General features: G+C 74.5%; 17 protein-coding genes. 9 read left to right on the top strand and 8 right to left on the bottom strand.

Going from position 1 to position 16,411, the window contains the following annotated elements:
• Nucleotides 1-9: 9 nt before the first annotated feature.
• From AB0H83_RS27065 to AB0H83_RS27040, 6 genes are read right to left on the bottom strand one after another with little or no spacing between them, the layout of a single operon-like run.
• A complete protein-coding gene (locus tag AB0H83_RS27065; protein WP_360099176.1) occupies nucleotides 10-384 on the bottom strand; it encodes a hypothetical protein in 375 nt (124 codons plus the stop codon).
• On the bottom strand, nucleotides 381-2,807 hold the full coding sequence (locus AB0H83_RS27060) for a GNAT family N-acetyltransferase (protein WP_360099174.1): 2,427 nt from the start codon (nucleotides 2,805-2,807) through the stop codon (nucleotides 381-383). Before AB0H83_RS27060 ends, AB0H83_RS27065 begins: the two co-directional genes overlap by 4 nt.
• Nucleotides 2,804-3,559 carry a CBS domain-containing protein gene (locus AB0H83_RS27055; protein WP_360099172.1) on the bottom strand — a complete coding sequence of 252 codons (756 nt, stop codon included), beginning with the start codon at nucleotides 3,557-3,559 and terminating at the stop codon, nucleotides 2,804-2,806. The genes AB0H83_RS27060 and AB0H83_RS27055 overlap by 4 nt, the downstream gene beginning before the upstream one ends.
• 60 nt (nucleotides 3,560-3,619) lie before the next feature.
• Entirely contained in the window at nucleotides 3,620-4,072 is a 453-nt protein-coding gene (locus tag AB0H83_RS27050; protein WP_360099170.1) for a hypothetical protein, read from the bottom strand.
• A gap of 19 nt (nucleotides 4,073-4,091) precedes the next feature.
• Nucleotides 4,092-4,712, bottom strand: a complete 621-nt coding sequence (locus tag AB0H83_RS27045) for a vitamin K epoxide reductase family protein (RefSeq protein ID WP_360099168.1) — start codon at nucleotides 4,710-4,712, stop codon at nucleotides 4,092-4,094.
• Nucleotides 4,709-5,485 (bottom strand): thioredoxin domain-containing protein, encoded by a 777-nt coding sequence (locus AB0H83_RS27040; protein ID WP_360099166.1) that lies wholly within the window; start codon nucleotides 5,483-5,485, stop codon nucleotides 4,709-4,711. Before AB0H83_RS27040 ends, AB0H83_RS27045 begins: the two co-directional genes overlap by 4 nt.
• 281 nt (nucleotides 5,486-5,766) lie before the next feature.
• On the opposite strand from AB0H83_RS27040, the gene AB0H83_RS27035 reads away from it, so the two are divergent.
• From AB0H83_RS27035 to AB0H83_RS27000, 8 genes are all read left to right on the top strand, one after another.
• A complete protein-coding gene (locus tag AB0H83_RS27035) occupies nucleotides 5,767-6,303 on the top strand; it encodes a DoxX family membrane protein (protein ID WP_360099164.1) in 537 nt (178 codons plus the stop codon).
• A 104-nt stretch (nucleotides 6,304-6,407) separates the two neighbouring features.
• The gene (gene pflB, locus AB0H83_RS27030) at nucleotides 6,408-8,660 is read left to right on the top strand and encodes a formate C-acetyltransferase (protein ID WP_360099162.1); all 2,253 of its coding nucleotides are present in this window, start codon (nucleotides 6,408-6,410) and stop codon (nucleotides 8,658-8,660) included.
• The gene (gene pflA, locus AB0H83_RS27025) at nucleotides 8,657-9,469 is read left to right on the top strand and encodes a pyruvate formate-lyase-activating protein (RefSeq protein WP_360099160.1); all 813 of its coding nucleotides are present in this window, start codon (nucleotides 8,657-8,659) and stop codon (nucleotides 9,467-9,469) included. Before pflB ends, pflA begins: the two co-directional genes overlap by 4 nt.
• 17 nt (nucleotides 9,470-9,486) lie before the next feature.
• Entirely contained in the window at nucleotides 9,487-9,960 is a 474-nt protein-coding gene (locus AB0H83_RS27020) for a CoA-binding protein (RefSeq protein WP_360099158.1), read from the top strand.
• Between the two features lie 10 nt (nucleotides 9,961-9,970).
• Entirely contained in the window at nucleotides 9,971-10,675 is a 705-nt protein-coding gene (locus AB0H83_RS27015) for an SRPBCC family protein (RefSeq protein ID WP_360099156.1), read from the top strand.
• 21 nt (nucleotides 10,676-10,696) lie between these two features.
• Complete coding sequence (locus AB0H83_RS27010) at nucleotides 10,697-11,455, top strand: family 20 glycosylhydrolase (protein WP_360099154.1); 759 nt, start codon at nucleotides 10,697-10,699, stop codon at nucleotides 11,453-11,455.
• 161 nt (nucleotides 11,456-11,616) lie between these two features.
• On the top strand, nucleotides 11,617-12,165 hold the full coding sequence (locus AB0H83_RS27005) for a hypothetical protein (protein ID WP_360099152.1): 549 nt from the start codon (nucleotides 11,617-11,619) through the stop codon (nucleotides 12,163-12,165).
• Nucleotides 12,162-14,402: a bifunctional polysaccharide deacetylase/glycosyltransferase family 2 protein gene (locus tag AB0H83_RS27000; RefSeq protein WP_360099150.1), complete on the top strand. Its 2,241-nt coding sequence runs from the start codon at nucleotides 12,162-12,164 to the stop codon at nucleotides 14,400-14,402. The genes AB0H83_RS27005 and AB0H83_RS27000 overlap by 4 nt, the downstream gene beginning before the upstream one ends.
• Here AB0H83_RS27000 and AB0H83_RS26995 read toward each other — a convergent pair.
• Complete coding sequence (locus AB0H83_RS26995) at nucleotides 14,315-15,040, bottom strand: DUF4386 domain-containing protein (protein ID WP_360099148.1); 726 nt, start codon at nucleotides 15,038-15,040, stop codon at nucleotides 14,315-14,317. The two genes, AB0H83_RS27000 and AB0H83_RS26995, sit on opposite strands and share 88 nt — an antisense overlap.
• Before the next feature lie 33 nt (nucleotides 15,041-15,073).
• Nucleotides 15,074-15,526, bottom strand: a complete 453-nt coding sequence (locus AB0H83_RS26990; protein ID WP_360099146.1) for a universal stress protein — start codon at nucleotides 15,524-15,526, stop codon at nucleotides 15,074-15,076.
• 145 nt (nucleotides 15,527-15,671) lie between these two features.
• Between AB0H83_RS26990 and AB0H83_RS26985 the strand changes: the two genes are divergently transcribed.
• Nucleotides 15,672-16,382: an ATP-binding protein gene (locus AB0H83_RS26985; protein WP_360099144.1), complete on the top strand. Its 711-nt coding sequence runs from the start codon at nucleotides 15,672-15,674 to the stop codon at nucleotides 16,380-16,382.
• The last annotated feature ends 29 nt before the right edge of the window (nucleotides 16,383-16,411 follow it).

Here is a 16,411-nt window from a genome sequence, read left to right as displayed (position 1 = left end):
CCGTGGCGATCACTCCACGACGAGCCGGTGGGCCCGGATCAACCGTGCCCACCATGGGCGAGGGGTGCGCCGCCGCGGCAGGAGGTGTGCGGGGGCGGCGCCCTTCACGCTGAGCCAGCCGCCGGGGCCCATGCTGACCGCGCCGACCGATGCGCCGGATCTGCGCGCGGCGGTGCCGGCGGCGACCACGGCAGCGGCGGCGGCGAGGCCCGCCACGGCGCACCACGCGAGGCGCTGCGGGTCCACGACCGGCACGAAGCAGACGGTGCCGTCACCGCGGACGGCGACGGCACCGAGGGGCCTGGACCAGTCGGCGTGGCGCTCGACCACGGGGATCAGCACGGTGCCGCCGGCGGCGGTGACGGTTGGTTCGAGTGCGGTCATGGTGGTGGCTCCCCGGGGTCGTCGGTGTCAGGACGGGCGCGCAGGCTGCGCAGGTACGGGTCGGGCTCGGCGCCGACCATGCACAGCCGCAGCCGCACCCCGCCGACCGCGCACCCGTCCGGGAGCACCCGGATCGGGTCCAGATCGAGCTCCGCGATCTCCGGTACGTCCTCGGCCAGCCGGCCCAGGCGCAGCAGCAGGTCCTCCAGGGCCGCGGTGCCGGCGGGCACGGCGCCGGTGAGCAGGGACCGCCACATGCCCGCCGCGTCGCGGTCGGTGAGGGGCAGCAGCCGCACGACCCGTTCGCCGTGCGGCCCGGTGGGGGCGCTGGCGCCGAGCGTCACCAGCGAGCCGAACAGCGGGTCGTGCGCGATCCCCGCGACCAGCTCCACACCAGCGGCAAGCTGCGAGTCCGGGGCCGGGATGCCGTACGCGTCGAGCAGCCGCCGGGCGACCCCGGCCGGTTGCCAGCCGCCGCCGGCGTGCACCGCGGCATCCACGACCGCGCGGGCGGCGGTGGCCCGCACGCCGCCGAGCGCCGGGCGTTCGCCGATCGGCGAGCGGCGCCACGCGGCGTAGCGGGCGACCCGGCCGAGGGCGCGGACCGCGGGTTCAGGCAGCCGGTACACGGGGACCTTGCGCCGGCCCAGCGTCGCCGGCGGGTCGGTGACCCCGACCACCACGACCGCGACGGGCAGGTCGGTGGCGTCGTCGACGGCGTCGGCGAGGGCCTGCAGCGTGGCCGCGCCGTCGTCGGTGCGGGTGGCGGCGTACGCGACGAGGAGCAGGTCGGCCTCGCCCGAGGCGGCCACCACCTGGACCGCGGCGGCCATGGCCGAGGCGGTGGCGCCGGTGCCGAGGTCGGCGGGGTTGCCGGCGGTCACGGCGCCGGGTGCCAGCCGGCGCAGCCGGTCGGCGGTCGCGGGGGCGAACGGCGGCACCGTCAGCCCGGCGGCGCCGGCCGCGCCGGCGGCCAGGACGGCGAGCCCGCGGGCGTTGCCGACGACGGCGAGCCGGTCACCGGCCGGCAGCGGCTGGTCCACGAGGATCCTGGCGGTGTCGAGCAGGTCGCCGAGGGTGTCGGTACGGATGACGCCGGCCTGCTCGAACAGCGCCTCGACGGCGACGTCGGCGGGGCTGGCGCCGGGGCGCCGGGCGCTCTGCACGGCCAGGACCGGTTTGCGCCGGCCGAGGGCGCGGGCGATCCAGGCGAAGCGGCGCGGGTTGCCGAACGACTCCAGGTACAGCGCGACCGCCCGGGTGGCCGGGTCGTCGTGCCAGTACGCCAGCAGGTCGTTGCCGCTGACGTCGGCCTTGTCGCCGAGGGACACGAAGGTGGACACCCCGATGGCGTCCCGCGCGGCGGCCTCGAGGATGGCCACGCCGATCGCGCCGGACTGCGAGGCGACCGCGAGCCCTCCGGATGGTGGCAGGGTCCGGGCGAACGTCGCGGTGAGCCGCACCGCCGGGTCGGTGTTGAGCACGCCGAGGCTGTCCGGGCCGACGAGCCGCATGCCGTGCCGCCGCGCCTGCCGTACGAGGCCCGCCTGGACGGTGGCGTCCAGCCCGGACGTGAGGATGAGCGCGGCACGGACCCCAGCGGCGCAGCACTCGGCCACAACCTGCTCCACGGCGGCCGCGGGCACGGCGATGACGGCCAGGTCGAGCGGCTCGCCGACGAGCGCGACGGACGGCAGCGCGGGCAGGCCGAGGATGTCGCGGGCGCGAGGGTTGACCGCGAACAGGTCGCCGTCGTACCCGCCGGCCTGCAGCGCGGCGAGGATCTCGTGCCCGGCGCCGCCCGGCCGCCGGCCCGCGCCGATGACGGCGACGGACGCCGGGGCGAGCAGCGGCCGCAGCGAGTGGTGGGCGGCGGTGCGGTCCCGTTCGCCGACCGCGGCGAGGGCGGCCTCGTCCGGCAGTGTCGGGATGCGCACCCGCACCACGCCGGGGTCCCCGAAGCCGCGCGGCACCCCCGGTGCCAGGTCGCCGCTGACGCGCAGCATCGCCCGGTTGCCGGCCAGGACGTCGCCGACGAGCTCGGTGATGCCCTGCCGGCGGGCGGCGGCGGCCAGGTGCTCCAGCAGCAGCGTGCCGAGCCCCTCGCCGTGGTGGTCGTCGTGCACGATGAGGGCGAAGTCGGCCTGTTCGGGGCCGATCCGCTCGTACGACCCGGCGGCCAGCACGGTGTCGCCCCGCTCGACCAGCAGCGCGAGGTGCTGGTCGTCGGCGGGGCGGGTCAGCCGCTGGACCTCCGTGTCCAGGGCGGCACCGGCGCTGAAGAACCGCAGGTACCGGTTCTGCACGGACATGCCCTCGTGCAGCGCGAGCAGCGCCGGCACGTCGGCGGCGGTGACCGGCCGGACCCGCACGACGCCGCCGTCGGCGGTCAGGCAGTCGGCCGGTGCCGCCGCGGCACTCATCCGGCGTCCGGGCCGGTGCCCCGTCCGGGCTCGGCGGGCACCGCCGGCTCGGAGACGACGAAGGACACCGCCGGCGCGGCGGGCGCCGGCGGCACGGTCACCAGGTCCGGCGCGCTGATGGCGTCGACCACGCTGAACACGCCGTCCAGGCTGCCGGCGATCCTGGCCGCCGCCATGACGTCGCGCCGCGGCGCGGTGCCCGACAGCGTCACCACGCCGTCGTGGACGGTGCCCGTGACACCCTCGTCGCCCTGGCACAGCCCGTTGACGAGCAGCTCGTCCACCAGCTCGCGTTCGATCGCCTCGTCGGAGCGCAGCGCGCCGCGCAGCAGGTCGCGCCTGGTCACGATGCCGACGAGCGCCCCGGTGTCGTCGTCGAGCACCGGCAGCCGCTTCACCCGGTGCCGCTGCATGAGCCCGGCGGCGGTGCTCACCGGCGCCCCGGCGGTCACGGTCACCGGCGGGGCGGTCATCAGCGCGGCGGCGGTGCCGGGGTCGGACCGTCGCGGGGTGGCGTCGCCGGCCGGGTCCAGCGCGGGCGCGGTGGCCGGTTGCAGGTTCGGCAGCAGGTCGGCCTCGGAGATCACGCCGATCACCCGGTCGTCGTCGCGCACGACGGGGACGCCGCTCACGCCGAACTCGGTGATGACGTCGACGACGTGGCGGCTGGTGCAGTCGGCGGTCACCACGACCACCGACGGGTTCATGACGTCACGGACCAGCAGGTCGTGCGCCGGTCGTAGGTCGTTCATCGGTCCACCTCCTTCGCGCTCACGATGCCCCGTGACCGCCGTGCGTACACGGGGCAAAGGTCACCTGAGTCCGGGCCCGTCGTCCTGACGTGGCGGCTCCGGGCCGGTGACGGAGTGCTCGGCGGCGTCGCGGGCGGCGAGCGACGCCATGATGCGCCGGTACCCGGCCGCGTCGAGCCGACCGGCGACCAGCCGCCTGGCGGCGTCCGCCTCCGCGGCCGCCAGCGGGTCGTCGGCCGCCCACGGGTCGTCGGCCGCCCACGGGTCGTCGGCCGCCCACGGGTCGTCGGCCGCCAGCGGGTCGGCAACTGCCAGCGGGTCGTCGGGCGCGACCGGCTCGGCGGGGGCCGGCGGCCGCGCCGGAGGCCGGGTCTGCCGCGCCGTGCGGCGGGCGCCGAGCCCGGCCCGGGTGCCGTCCGTGGCGGTGCCGGCCCGGTACACGGCCAGCACGGCGAACCCGGCAAAGCCGTACACCAGCAGGACGACGGCGGTCACGATCAGCGTGTGCATCATTGGTCCAGCTCCCGTCGGGCTACGCGACCAGTGCGCTGCCGTACTTCACGACCACCACCAGCGCCAGCAGCAGCAGCCAGATGGTGACCGCGATGGCGTCGAGGTCGGCGTCGATGGCGGCCCGCAGCGCGGGTGCGGCGCGGCGGGGCAGCGGCAGGTGGCCGTCGCGGATGTTGACATGGGTCAGGGTGGAGAACACCAGCGTGGTCGACACGGTGATCAGCAGGCACCACGGGCACAGCGCCCCGATGACGAACGACGACTGGTAGAACAGCCAGTAGGCGAAGACGACGCCGATGGTGTACACGATCTGCGCGGCGAGCATGAACCAGCGCGGGAACCGGACGCCGCCGAGGCTGGCGACCGCGACCGTGATCACGACGGGCTCGGCGACCAGGCCGAAGAAGGCGTTCGGGAAGCCGAACAGCGACGCCTGCCAGGAGCTGCCGACGGTGCCGCAGGACAGCACGGCGTTGATGTTGCAGGTGAGGTCGGCGGCCGGGTCGGCGGCGAGGCGGACCGCGTCGACGGACAGCACGAACGACGCGATCAGACTCAGCACCGCGGACAGCAGCATGGTGCCGTAGATCCAGCCGGTGCGGTGCCGCAGCCGCCGCACCCGCTCCAACGTTCCGGTCATGACTTCCCCTTGGCCGCCGTGATGGCGGCGGTCAGCGGGCCGGTGGTGTACAGGTCGCCCTCGAACACCTTGCCGTTGATCTTCACGGTGGGGGTGCCGGTGACGCCGCCGCGCTGGAACGCGGTCTCGGTGGAGGCCGCCACCCAGTGCTCGAACAGGCGCTGGGTGAACGTCGCGGCGACGTCCGCGGGGACCCCGGCGGCGGTCGCGATCGCCGCGATCCGCTCATCGGTCAGCCCGGGACCGCCCTCGGCCGGCTGCTGTGCGAACAGCGCGGCGTTGAACGCGAGCACCGACGCCGGCGCGCGGTCCGCCACGGTAGCGACGGCGTTCGCGGTACGGGTGGAGTACCGCGTGCCCTGCGACGCCTTGTCCAGGAAGGCGAGGGGGTGCAGCTCCAGCCGGACGGTGCCGTCGGCGACGAGCCGCTCCAGCTCGGCGCTGTTGGCCCGCTCGAACCGGCCGCAGTACGGGCACAGGTAGTCGAGGTACACCGTCACCGTGACGGGCCCGGTGCCGGTCACGATCGCGCCGGCGGCGGTGGCCCCGGCCGGCGCGGCCGTCGAGGACGGTGCGGGTGCCGCGGCGTCGTCGCCGGAGGCGGCGTCGAACAGGACGAACCCGATCGCGGCCAGCAGGACGAGGATGACGACCCCGCCGGCCGCGGCCAGGTAGCGGTGCCGGCGCTGGGTGCGCCGCAGCGCCTCGGCGCGTGCCTGGTGGGCGCGTGCTTGCTGGTTGCGGCGTGACGCGGTGCGTGCCTGTGTGCCCATGGCGGTGGTCCCCCTGTCGGCTGCGGTGTGCGCCATGCCAGCCTGCGGGCGGGCCGCGGGGTGGCGGATGAGGCGAACGTCATCGGCTCGGGCCCGATCGGCCCTGTCCCGCCGGGACCTTCGCCTCATGCCCCCCCGGCGGTGCCCGCCGGCGAGCCGGCGCCGGGACCTTCGTCCCGTGGTTCGGTGCGAAGGACTCTGCTGACGCCGATCGATCCGCGCGAACCTGAGCGTGTCAAACGATCAGGGCCGATATCTCACCTCGAAGGGAAGCGAGCACCATGGCCACCCTCGCCCCCAGCACCGCCACCACCGCGACCGGCGCGACGGCGGGCACCGCAGGCCGGTACGTCTTCGCCGGCGTGCGCATCGCGCTCGGCTGGGTCTTCCTGTGGGCGTTCCTCGACAAACTGTTCGGGCTCGGCCACGAGACCACCGAGAAGGCCGCCTGGATCAACGGCGGCAGCCCCACCAACGGGTTCCTCGGCCGCGCCGTCGCCGGCCCGTTCAAGGACTTCTACCACAACATCGCGGGCGCCGGCTGGGCCGACTGGCTCTTCATGCTCGGCCTGCTCGGCATCGGCGTCGCGCTGATCCTCGGCATCGGCATGCGGGTCGCCGCGGCCGCCGGCGCGCTGCTGCTGGTGCTCATGTGGACCGCGGTGCTCCCGCCCGCCAACAACCCGTTCATGGACGACCACCTCATCTACGCCGGCACCATCGTCGGGCTCGCCCTCACCCACGCCGGTGACACCCTCGGCCTCGGCCGGTGGTGGGGCGGCACGGCGCTGGTCAGGAAGGTGCCGTGGCTGCGGTGAACACCGGGCCCGCGTCCCGGGGCGGCAGGACTTCCGGCCCTGCCGCCCCGGGGCGTGCCACGGCAGGCTTGAGCCGCAGCAGGAAACTCTCGAGGAGGACAGCGATGACCACCATCAGCGCCCCGGCCGAGCTCGCCGCCTGGCGGGGCTTCCAGGGCGGATCGTGGCGCGACCAGGTCGACGTGGCCGGGTTCGTGCGGGCCAACGTCCGCCCGTACAACGGCGACGAGGGCTTCCTGAGCGGCCCGACCGAGCGGACCACGCACGTGTGGGGCCTGCTGACCGCGATGTTCCCGCAGGAGCGCGAGCGCGGCATCTACGACGTCGACACGCACACCCCCGCCTCGATCACCGCGCACGCGCCCGGGTACATCGACCGCGACCGGGAGCTGATCGTCGGCCTGCAGACCGACGCGCCGCTGCGCCGCGCGATCATGCCGTTCGGCGGGCTGCGGATGGTGGAGAACGGGCTGAAGGCCTACGGCTACGAGCTCGACCCCGTCGTGAAGGAGATCTTCACCCGGTACCGCAAGACGCACAACGCCGCCGTGTTCGACGCGTACACGCCGCAGATCCTCGCCGCGCGCAAGGCCGGCGTCATCACCGGCCTGCCCGACGCCTACGGCCGCGGCCGGATCATCGGCGACTACCGGCGGGTGCCGCTGTACGGCGTCGACTTCCTCATCGCCGCGAAGCAGCTGGACAAGGCGTCGCTGAACGGCCGCGCCGCGACCGCCGACGTCATCCGCGACCGGGAGGAGCTCGCCGAGCAGCTGCGCGCCCTCGCCGAGCTCAAGGCGATGGCGGCCGGCTACGGATACGACATCTCCGGGCCGGCCCGCACCGCGCGGGAGGCCGTGCAGTGGCTGTACTTCGCCTACCTCGCCGCCGCGAAGGAGCAGAACGGCGCGGCGATGTCGCTCGGGCGCACCTCCACGTTCCTGGACGTGTACCTCGAACGCGACCTCGCCGAGGGCACCCTCACCGAGTCCGGCGCGCAGGAGCTCATCGACGACTTCGTCATGAAGCTGCGCATCATCCGGTTCCTGCGCACCCCCGAGTACGACCAGCTGTTCTCCGGCGACCCGACCTGGGTCACCGAGTCGATCGGCGGGATGGGCATCGACGGGCGGACCCTGGTCACCAGGACGTCGCTGCGGTACCTGCAGACCCTGTACAACCTGGGCCCGGCCCCGGAGCCGAACCTGACGGTGCTGTGGTCGCCGGAGCTGCCGGAGCCGTTCAAGCGCTTCTGCGCGAAGGTGTCGATGGACACCAGCGCCATCCAGTACGAGAACGACGACCTGCTGCGCCACTACAGCGACGACGACACCGCGATCGCCTGCTGTGTGTCGGCGATGCGGGTCGGCAAGGACATGCAGTTCTTCGGCGCCCGCGTCAACGTCGCCAAGGCGCTGCTGTACGCCATCAACGGCGGCCGCGACGAGATGACCGGGGCGCAGGTCGCGCCCGCGACGGCGCCGGTCACCGGGGACGTGCTGCGCTACGAGGACGTCCTCGCCGCGTTCGACCGCACCCTGGACTGGCTCGCCCGCACCTACGTCGACGCGCTCAACATCATCCACTTCATGCACGACAAGTACGCCTACGAGCGCATCGAGATGGCGCTGCACGACTACCCGGTCCGCCGGTTCCTCGCCTGCGGCATCGCCGGGCTCTCCGTGGCCGCCGACAGCCTCGCCGCGATCCGCTACGCGCGGGTCACGCCGGTGCGCGACGAGACCGGCCTGGTCGTGGACTACACGATCGAGGGGGAGTACCCGGCGTACGGCAACGGCGACGACCGCGCCGACAGCATCGCCGTGTGGCTGGTCGAGACGTTCATGGACAAAGTCCGGGCCAACCCCAGCTACCGCGACGCGATCCACACCCAGTCGGTGCTCACCATCACCTCCAACGTGGTGTACGGCAAGCACACCGGCAACACCCCGGACGGCCGGCGGGCCGGCGAGCCGTTCGCGCCCGGCGCCAACCCGATGAACGGCCGCGACACCCACGGCATGGTCGCCTCGGCGCTGTCGGTGGCGAAGCTGCCCTACGCCTCGGCCCGTGACGGGATCTCCCTCACCAGCACCGTCACCCCCGACGGCCTCGGCCGCGCCGACGCCGAACGGGTCACCAATCTCGTCGGCATCCTCGACGGCTACACCGGCGCCGGCGGCTTCCACCTCAACGTCAACGTCCTGGACCGGGCCACGCTGCTGGACGCGATGGCGTACCCGGAGCGGTACCCGCAGCTGACGATCCGGGTCTCCGGCTACGCCGTCAACTTCGTCCGGCTCACCCCGGAGCAGCAGCGTGACGTGGTCAACCGCACCTTCCACGGCACGACATGAACCACCCGACCGTCCCGCCGGCTGCCCCCCTCGGTGGGACCACCCTGCCGGACGCCACCGGTTCCCCCCACTGGTGGCGTCCGGTACAGGGCCGCCTGCACTCCTGGGACGTCTCCACCGGCGTCGACGGCCCCGGCACCCGGTTCGTGGCGTTCGCCGCCGGGTGCCCGCTGCGCTGCCTGTACTGCCAGAACCCCGACACGTGGCGCATGCGCGACGGCACCCCGACCACCGCCGAGCAGGTCGTCAACCAGGTCCGTGGCTTCGTCCAGTTCGTGCGGACCGCCGGCGGCGGCATGACCGTCAGCGGCGGCGAGCCGCTGCTGCAGCCCGCGTTCACCCACGCGCTGTTCACCGGCGCCAAGGAGCTCGGCCTGCACACCGCCCTCGACACGTCCGGCGCGCTCGGCGCCCGGGCGAGCGACGCTCTGCTCGACGCGACCGACCTGGTCCTGCTGGACATCAAGTCCTGGGACCCGGCCCGCTACCACCGGCTCACCGGCGCGGCGATCGAGCCGACGCTGGCCTTCGCCCGCCGCCTCGCCGAGCGGGGCACGCCGGTGTGGGTCCGGTACGTGCTCGTGCCCGGCCTCACCGACGACCCGTCCGACGTCGAGGGCGTCGCCCGGTTCGCCGCCGGCCTCGGCAACGTCGAACGCGTCGACGTCCTGCCGTTCCACCGTCTCGGCGCCGCCAAGTACGACCGGCTCGGCATCCCGTTCGCCCTGCGCGACACGGCACCGCCGGACGCCGAACTGCTCACCCGGGTCCGCGACACGTTCACCGCCGCCGGGCTCACCACCTACTGACCTTCAAGGAGGTCGCCATGCGTACGAAGGCCGCCGCGGCACAGTTCCTGGCCAGCCGGCGGATCGCGGTGACCGGGGTCTCCCGCACCGCCCAGGGGCACGGCAGCAACGTCGTCTACCAGCGGCTGCGCGACCGCGGCTACGAGGTGTTCGCCGTCAACCCGAACACCGGCACGGTCGAGGGTGACCGCTGCTACCCGAACCTCGGCGCCATCCCCGGCGGCGTCGACGCCGTCGTCATCGGCACCCGCCCGGAGACCGCCGACGCCACCGTGCGCGAATGCGCCGAGCTCGGCATCCGCCAGGTGTGGATGCACCGCTCGTTCGACGCCGGCAGCGTGTCGCCCACCGCCGTCGAGTACGGCCGCAGCCACGGCATGACCGTCATCGACGGCGGCTGCCCGCTCATGTACGGCCCCACCGCCGACCCCGGCCACAAGGTGATGCGCTGCGTGCTGTCCTGCACCGGCAAGGTTCCCAGGACCGTGTGAGGAGGCTGCCGTGCGCGTACTGAGGACAGCCGGCCTTGTGGCCGCAGCCGCCGGCCTGACCGTGGCGGCGGTGTACCCGCTGCTGCTGCGCCACTGGTGCCTCACCTGGGGCGCCACCGCCGACGAGGAGACCCGCCCGATCCCCGGCGACGCCCTCCTGCCGGACCCCGACATCTGCTCCACCCGCGCGGTCACCATCGCCGCCCCGCCCGCCGCCGTCTGGCCGTGGCTGGTCCAGATGGGCAGCGGCCGCGGCGGCGCGTACACCTACGACTGGATCGAGAACCTGCTCGGCCTCGACATGCACAGCGCCGACGAGATCCTGCCCGAGTTCCAGTCCCTCCACGCGGGCGACGTCCTGCCGTTGGGGGAGCGGGGACCCAAGATGCGCGCGGAGATCGTGGACCCGGAGCACACGCTGGCGTTCCGCTCCGAGGACGGCAACTGGGTGTGGGCGTTCGGCCTGTACCCGGTGGCGGGGGCGACGCGGCTGGTGAGCCGGAACCGGATCGCGACCCCGGACGCGACGGCGCTGCACCGGCTCGCCGACCTGCTGGTGATGGAGCCCGGCAGCCTGGTCATGGAGCGCAGGATGCTGCTCGGCATCAAGGAACGCGCCGAGCGCCTGGCCCGGCAGCCGGCCGGCCGCTCGTCCCGGGCCTCCTGCTGTCAGGCCGCCCAGCCGTACAGGTTGATCTCGGCGGCGGAGGCGTAGCCGGCGCCGTTGGCGGCGCGGGTGGTGCGTAGCCGGACGTGCCGTGCGGTGGTGGGGGTGAAGGTGACGGTTTTGAGGGTGTTGCATGCCCTTCGAGGCGCCGGCCGAGCTGTTCCACGCCGCGGTGCCGTAGACGGCACCGCCGGCCGGGTCGCCGCCGACCCAGTGCACGTCGCTGAGCAGCCGTTCGTTGGTGCGTGCCCACCTGGCGTTGGCCGCCACCGTGTCCCAGAACCAGGCCGCGCCGGGCCGGTCGGCTACTCCTCGCTGGACGCGGGCGCGGCGGTGACGTACGAGTTCGTCCGGCAGGTCCTCACCCAGATCGCGGCCATGACGCCCGGCCCGTACCTGCACATCGGTGCCGACGAGGCGTACGTGACCAGCCACGCCGACTACACCGCGATGGTCGACGCGTTCACCGCCCAGGTCGCCACGCTGGGCAGGACGGTCATGGGGTGGAACGAATACGCGGGCACGGCGCTGCCGCGGAACAACGCCGTCGTGCAGTACTGGAACGGCGACCGGACGGCGGTGGCGAACGCGGTCACCACCCGCGGCGCCAAGGTGGTGCTCTCACCGGCGCCGCACACCTACGTGCCGCAGAAGCAGGACGCCCGGCAGCCGCTGGGCGGCACCTGGGCCTGCGGCGGCGTGTGCGGCCTGGACCGGCACTACAACTGGGACCCCGGCACGTTCATCCCGGGCGTCGCGCGACGAGGTCCTCGACGACCGTCACGATGCCGGAGAGGTTCCCGGCACCGGCCAGCGCCGCGGCGCTGACCGGCGCGAAGCGCGGCACCGGGTGAAGGTGGGGCCGGCGGTCGGTACTGCCGGGTGAGGCGGCAGCGGTCGCGGGTGAGCGCCGTGGGAGATTCGACAACGCCCTGCGGCGGGCGGTGCTTCCGGCGATTTCGGCGGCGGGTCGCTCCTAAGCTGGCGCGGTGCCCGTGAAAGCCCCGGCCGCCGGTGCGGCGGTCGACACCGTCGTCGTCGCCGCCGGTGAGGCGTCAGCGCCTGTCTTCGTCGACACCACCGGTCGTCGTGGACGGCGGATCCGGCTCGTCTTCCATCTGGCCGGTGCGGCGGCGCTGACCTATGCGGTGCTGGTACTGGCCGCCACGCTCTTCTTCACCGGCCCGCTGGAGCTGCTGTCGCTCCCAGCACCGGGGCAGTCCCCGTCCGCGCCGGCGCCGGCGACGAAGAAGGTCCCGCCGACGCCCGGTCAGGCCGGCAAGCGCACCACCGGCGGCGGGCCCGGCCGCAGCAGCCCGGCGCCCGTCGTGGCGAGTGCGTCCCCGGGGCCGAGTGGCTCCGTGACCGCCGCACCGTCGCCCGGGGCGACGGCGAGCGCGGGGCCCTCCGCGTCACCGTCGAGCCTGCCGGCCGAGCCGAGCGAGTCCGCCACGCCGGCTGCGCCAGCCCCGACGCAGCAGCCGGAGCAGGGCTCCGCCGCCGGTGTCACCGTGGTCGTCGTGGTGGGCCCGGCGTGACCCGTGCGCGGGAGCGGGTGTCGTTCAGCCGGCTCATCTTCGGGGTGATCGCGCTGAGCGTGCTGGCCGGCGCGCTGCTGGTCGAGGCATACGCCAACGCCGAGTTCCACCCCGACCACACCGCGAAGCCCGGGCAGCGCAAGAAGGTGCCGGCCGAGGTCATCGGTGGCGGCCCGATCATCGACACCCGCACCGGCACGGTGCGCTCCTACCGGCTGCCGGCCCGCACCATCGCCCTCACGTTCGACGACGGCCCGGACCCGCGGTGGACGCCGCGGGTCATGGAGGTGCTGCGCCGGCACCACGTCAACGCCACGTTCTTCGTCGTCGGGTCCCAGGTGATCCGGCACCCGCAGATCGTCACCGAGCTGGCCCGGGCCGGTGACGAGATCGGCGTCCACACCTTCACGCACCCGCAGCTCGACCGCCTGCCGCGGTGGCAGCGCGAGCTGGAGTACTCCCAGGCCCAACTGGCCGTCGTGCACGCCACCGGGACCAAGTCGGCGCTGCTGCGGCTGCCGTACACCTCCAGCGCTCGCGCCGTCGACGACACCCAGTGGCCGCTGATCCAGGAGGCCGGCCGGCTCGGCTACCTGTCGATCCTGGCGGACACGGACAGCCGGGACTGGAGCAGCCCCGGCGTCGAGGCGATCATCGCCGGCGCGACCCCGCCGGGCGACGAGGGCGCGATCGTACCCATGCACGACGGCGGCGGGGACCGCGCGCAGACCGTCGCGGCGCTGGACAGGTTCATCCCCATGATGCAGCGGCGCGGCTACACGTTCACCACCGTGTCGCAGGGCCTGGCGCGCACGCTCGCGGGCCGGGCGGTCGTCGCCGCCGCGCCGAGCGCCGCGGCCGACCGGCGGCGCGCATTCGCCCTGGTCACGGCGGTCGTGCTGGCGGACTGGGTGACGGCCGCGTTCCGCGTGCTGTTCCTGGCCGCAGGTCTGCTGACGATCGCCCGCACCGTGGCGATGCTGCTGCTCGCGGGGCGGCACGCGCGGCGCCGCCGGGCCGCGTCGTGGCGGTGGGGCCCGCCGGTGCGGCTGCCGGTGTCGGTGATCGTGCCTGCCTACAACGAGAAGGAGGGGATCGAGGCGGCCGTGCGGTCCCTGGCCGGTGGCGACCACCCGGGTGGGATCGAGGTGGTGGTCGTCGATGACGGCTCGACCGACGGCACGGCGGCGCTGGTGGAGGCGATGCGATTACCGAACGTGCGGGTGGTGCGGGTCCCCAACGGCGGCAAGCCCAACGCGCTGAACGTCGGGGTGGCGATGGCCCAGCACGAGCTGATCGTCATGGTCGACGGCGACACCGTCTTCGAACCGGACTCGATCCGGCACCTGGTGCAGCCGTTCGCCGACGCCTCGGTCGGCGCGGTGGCGGGCAACGTCAAGGTCGGCAACCGTCGTTCGATCGTGGCCCGGTGGCAGCACATCGAGTACGTCATCGGGTTCAACCTCGACCGCCGGCTGTACGACACCCTGCGCTGCATGCCGACCATTCCGGGCGCGATCGGCGCGTTCCGCCGCGAGGCGTTGCAGGCCATCGGCGGGATCAGCCACGAGACCCTGGCCGAGGACACCGACGCCACGATGGCGTTGTGCCGCGTCGGCTGGCGCGTCGTCTACGAGGAACGCGCCCGTGCCTGGACCGAGGCGCCCGCCACCCTGCGGCAGCTGTGGCTGCAGCGGTACCGCTGGAGCTACGGCACCATGCAGGCGATGTGGAAGCACCGCCGCTCGATCCTGGACCGCGGCCCGTCGGGCAGGTTCGGCCGGGTCGGGCTGCCCCTGGTCGCGCTCTTCGGCATCGCGCTGCCGCTGCTCGCCCCGCTCATCGACATCATGCTCGTGTACGGCCTGTGCTTCTCCAGCTGGAAGGTCACCACCGGCGCGTGGCTGGCCATGTTCACCATGCAGGTCCTCACCGCCGCCGTCGCGTTCCGCCTCGACCGGGAGAAGCTGCGCGCCCTGTGGGTCCTGCCACTGCAGCAGATCGTCTACCGGCAGCTCATGTACATCGTGCTCCTGCAGTCCCTCGGCACGGCCCTCACCGGCGCCCGGCTGCGCTGGCACAAGCTGCACCGGGCGGGCTCCGCCGGCGCGGCCGCCCCGGTGCCCCCGGTGGGGCCGCCCGTGGATGCCTACCCGGCGGCGGTGCGCACCGGCTCCGCGGCCGGCGCCGGGCCAGAGGTGATCGGGGCGGGCCGGAACCCTTTGACGATCAGGTAGACGCCCAGCGAGAACTCCCACACCGCGATGGGGAGCGCGGCGACCGCGGCCACCGGTGACAGCCGGTCCCAGGCGCCGAACAGCGTCCCCACGTCGGAGGCCACCAGCAGCGGCGCCCCGACGAGTCCCAGCAGGGGAAGGATCCGTGGCACGAGGCGCGACTGGTACAGCAGCGAGCCGAGCAGCACGGCGTTCACGGCCGGGATGAACCCCTGACTGAGCAGGAAGACGGAGTCGTAGAAGGCGACCAGGGCGTGGCCGACGGCCTCGTCCTCCGGGCCGGCGCCGGCCCGCCGCAGCGTCACCAGGGTCATGAGGCTCCCGACCCCGATGAGGATGGCGCCGGCCTCCAGGACCCGGGTGCCGACGAAGCCCAGCGCGCGGGCCGGCCCCTGCCGCTTGAGCACCGGGTAGAGCGCGACGGCGGTGCCGATGCAGGCGAGCGCCACGATCATCTCGAGGATGCCGCCGGTGACGACGGCGGTGTCCGGGCCGCTGCCGCGGAGATAGTCGTCGTCACGGACCCGCCCGTACAGCGCGACGGTCGGGATGGAGACGAACGTGAGCACGTAGAACCCGCCCGCGACCAGGGCGGTCCTGCGCAGCGGACTCGTCGGCGTCCGGTCGATGTCGGTCACGGCGCTGCTCCCAGGAGACGACCCGCAGTGTCCTCAGTATCTTCGCGCGATCCGGTGGACGTTGTCGATGGGTTGCCGCTGCGGCAGCGGTACGACCACGACCGGGCAGCTCGCGTGCCGGGCGCACCGCCGGCTGGTCGAGCCGAGCAGCGCGCGGCGCAGCCGGCCGTGGCCGTGGCTGCCGAGCACCAGCAGGCGGGCGTGGCGGGCGGCGGCGAGCAGCACCGGGACCGGGTCGCCCTCGACGACCGAGACCGACGCCCCGCCGGCGGGGAACCGGGCCAGTTCATAGCGGCAGACCAGCTCCGCGAGCTCGCGTTCGACCCGGGGCCCGGCCCCGGCCGGCAGGGCGGCGTCCCAGGTCCAGGCGGTGACGGCGGCGACCGGCACGCCGGTCCGCAAGCCCTCGGCGATCGCCCAGCGCAGCGCGTGCCGGGCGCCCTCGGTGCCGTCGACGCCGACGACGATGCGGTCCCTGCTGGTCATGCCCGCAGCCTGCCCCGGGCCGGGCGCGGGCGGCAGGGCACACCGGCCCGGGCCGGCGGGGCGAAGGGCCCGCAGTAACGCCGGCGGCCGATGTCTCGCTCCTTGCGGTGAGGGTGCAACCAGCGGGGGCGGCGGGAGGTGGGTGGTGGGCACGTTCGGGCTGTGGCTCGGATCCGGCGCGGCGGCGTTGCGGCGGCGGCGGGAACGGTCGGCCGTCGCGGTGCGGGCCGCCGAGCCGGAGCGCAGGCAGGAGCACGCCGAGCTGCTGGCGCGGCTGCGGGAGCTGGAGTCAACCCGTACCGGCGACGACGCGGGACACGGCGGGCACCGGCGGACGCAGGAGGTGGCGGCGATCATCGGCTCGACCCGGGCCGCCGCCGACCCGGCCGTGCGGGCCCTCACCTCGCGCGCCGAGACGGTGCTGCGCCACGCGCTGCGGGACCTGTGCGACGCGGCCCTCGGCGACGGCGCCGGCGAGGGGCCCGCGGAGCCGGAGGATCTCGACACCTCGGTGCGGGCGCTCGCGGCGGCCGTCCCGTTGCCGGTGCGGGTGACCGTGGACGTGGGGCCGCTCGCGCCGGCGGTGGCCGCGACCGTGTACGCCGTGATCTGCGAATCACTCGCCAACGTCGTCGGGCACGCCCGGGCCCGGCAGGTGGTCGTGACGGTGCGCCGGCACGGGCCGACGGTGCAGGTGGCGGTCAGCGACGACGGCGACGGCGGCGCGCAGCCGGTCATGGGCGGCGGCATCGTCGTGCTCGCCGCCCGGGTGGCCGCCCTCGGCGGCTTGCTGCACGTGGACAGCCCGCCCGGCAGCGGCACCCACGTCACGGTGGAGCTGCCGGCCCGCACCTGAAAGGCCGCGGGTCACGGCCGCGCCGGCGC

The organism is Dactylosporangium sp. NPDC050688 (assembly GCF_040654515.1).
Classification (GTDB): Bacteria; Actinomycetota; Actinomycetes; order Mycobacteriales; family Micromonosporaceae; genus Dactylosporangium.
This window is presented reverse-complemented; position numbering and strand designations above follow the sequence as displayed.

Excerpts from the sequence above, each read along its gene's own strand:
- AB0H83_RS27065 (WP_360099176.1), bottom strand. The coding sequence starts at position 384 with ATGACCGCACTCGAACCAACCGTCACCGCCGCCGGCGGCACCGTGCTG.
- AB0H83_RS27060 (WP_360099174.1), bottom strand. The coding sequence starts at position 2,807 with ATGAGTGCCGCGGCGGCACCGGCCGACTGCCTGACCGCCGACGGCGGC.
- AB0H83_RS27055 (WP_360099172.1), bottom strand. The coding sequence starts at position 3,559 with ATGAACGACCTACGACCGGCGCACGACCTGCTGGTCCGTGACGTCATG.
- AB0H83_RS27050 (WP_360099170.1), bottom strand. The coding sequence starts at position 4,072 with ATGATGCACACGCTGATCGTGACCGCCGTCGTCCTGCTGGTGTACGGC.
- AB0H83_RS27045 (WP_360099168.1), bottom strand. The coding sequence starts at position 4,712 with ATGACCGGAACGTTGGAGCGGGTGCGGCGGCTGCGGCACCGCACCGGC.
- AB0H83_RS27040 (WP_360099166.1), bottom strand. The coding sequence starts at position 5,485 with ATGGGCACACAGGCACGCACCGCGTCACGCCGCAACCAGCAAGCACGC.
- AB0H83_RS27035 (WP_360099164.1), top strand. The coding sequence starts at position 5,767 with ATGGCCACCCTCGCCCCCAGCACCGCCACCACCGCGACCGGCGCGACG.
- pflB (WP_360099162.1), top strand. The coding sequence starts at position 6,408 with ATGACCACCATCAGCGCCCCGGCCGAGCTCGCCGCCTGGCGGGGCTTC.
- pflA (WP_360099160.1), top strand. The coding sequence starts at position 8,657 with ATGAACCACCCGACCGTCCCGCCGGCTGCCCCCCTCGGTGGGACCACC.
- AB0H83_RS27020 (WP_360099158.1), top strand. The coding sequence starts at position 9,487 with ATGCGTACGAAGGCCGCCGCGGCACAGTTCCTGGCCAGCCGGCGGATC.
- AB0H83_RS26990 (WP_360099146.1), bottom strand. The coding sequence starts at position 15,526 with ATGACCAGCAGGGACCGCATCGTCGTCGGCGTCGACGGCACCGAGGGC.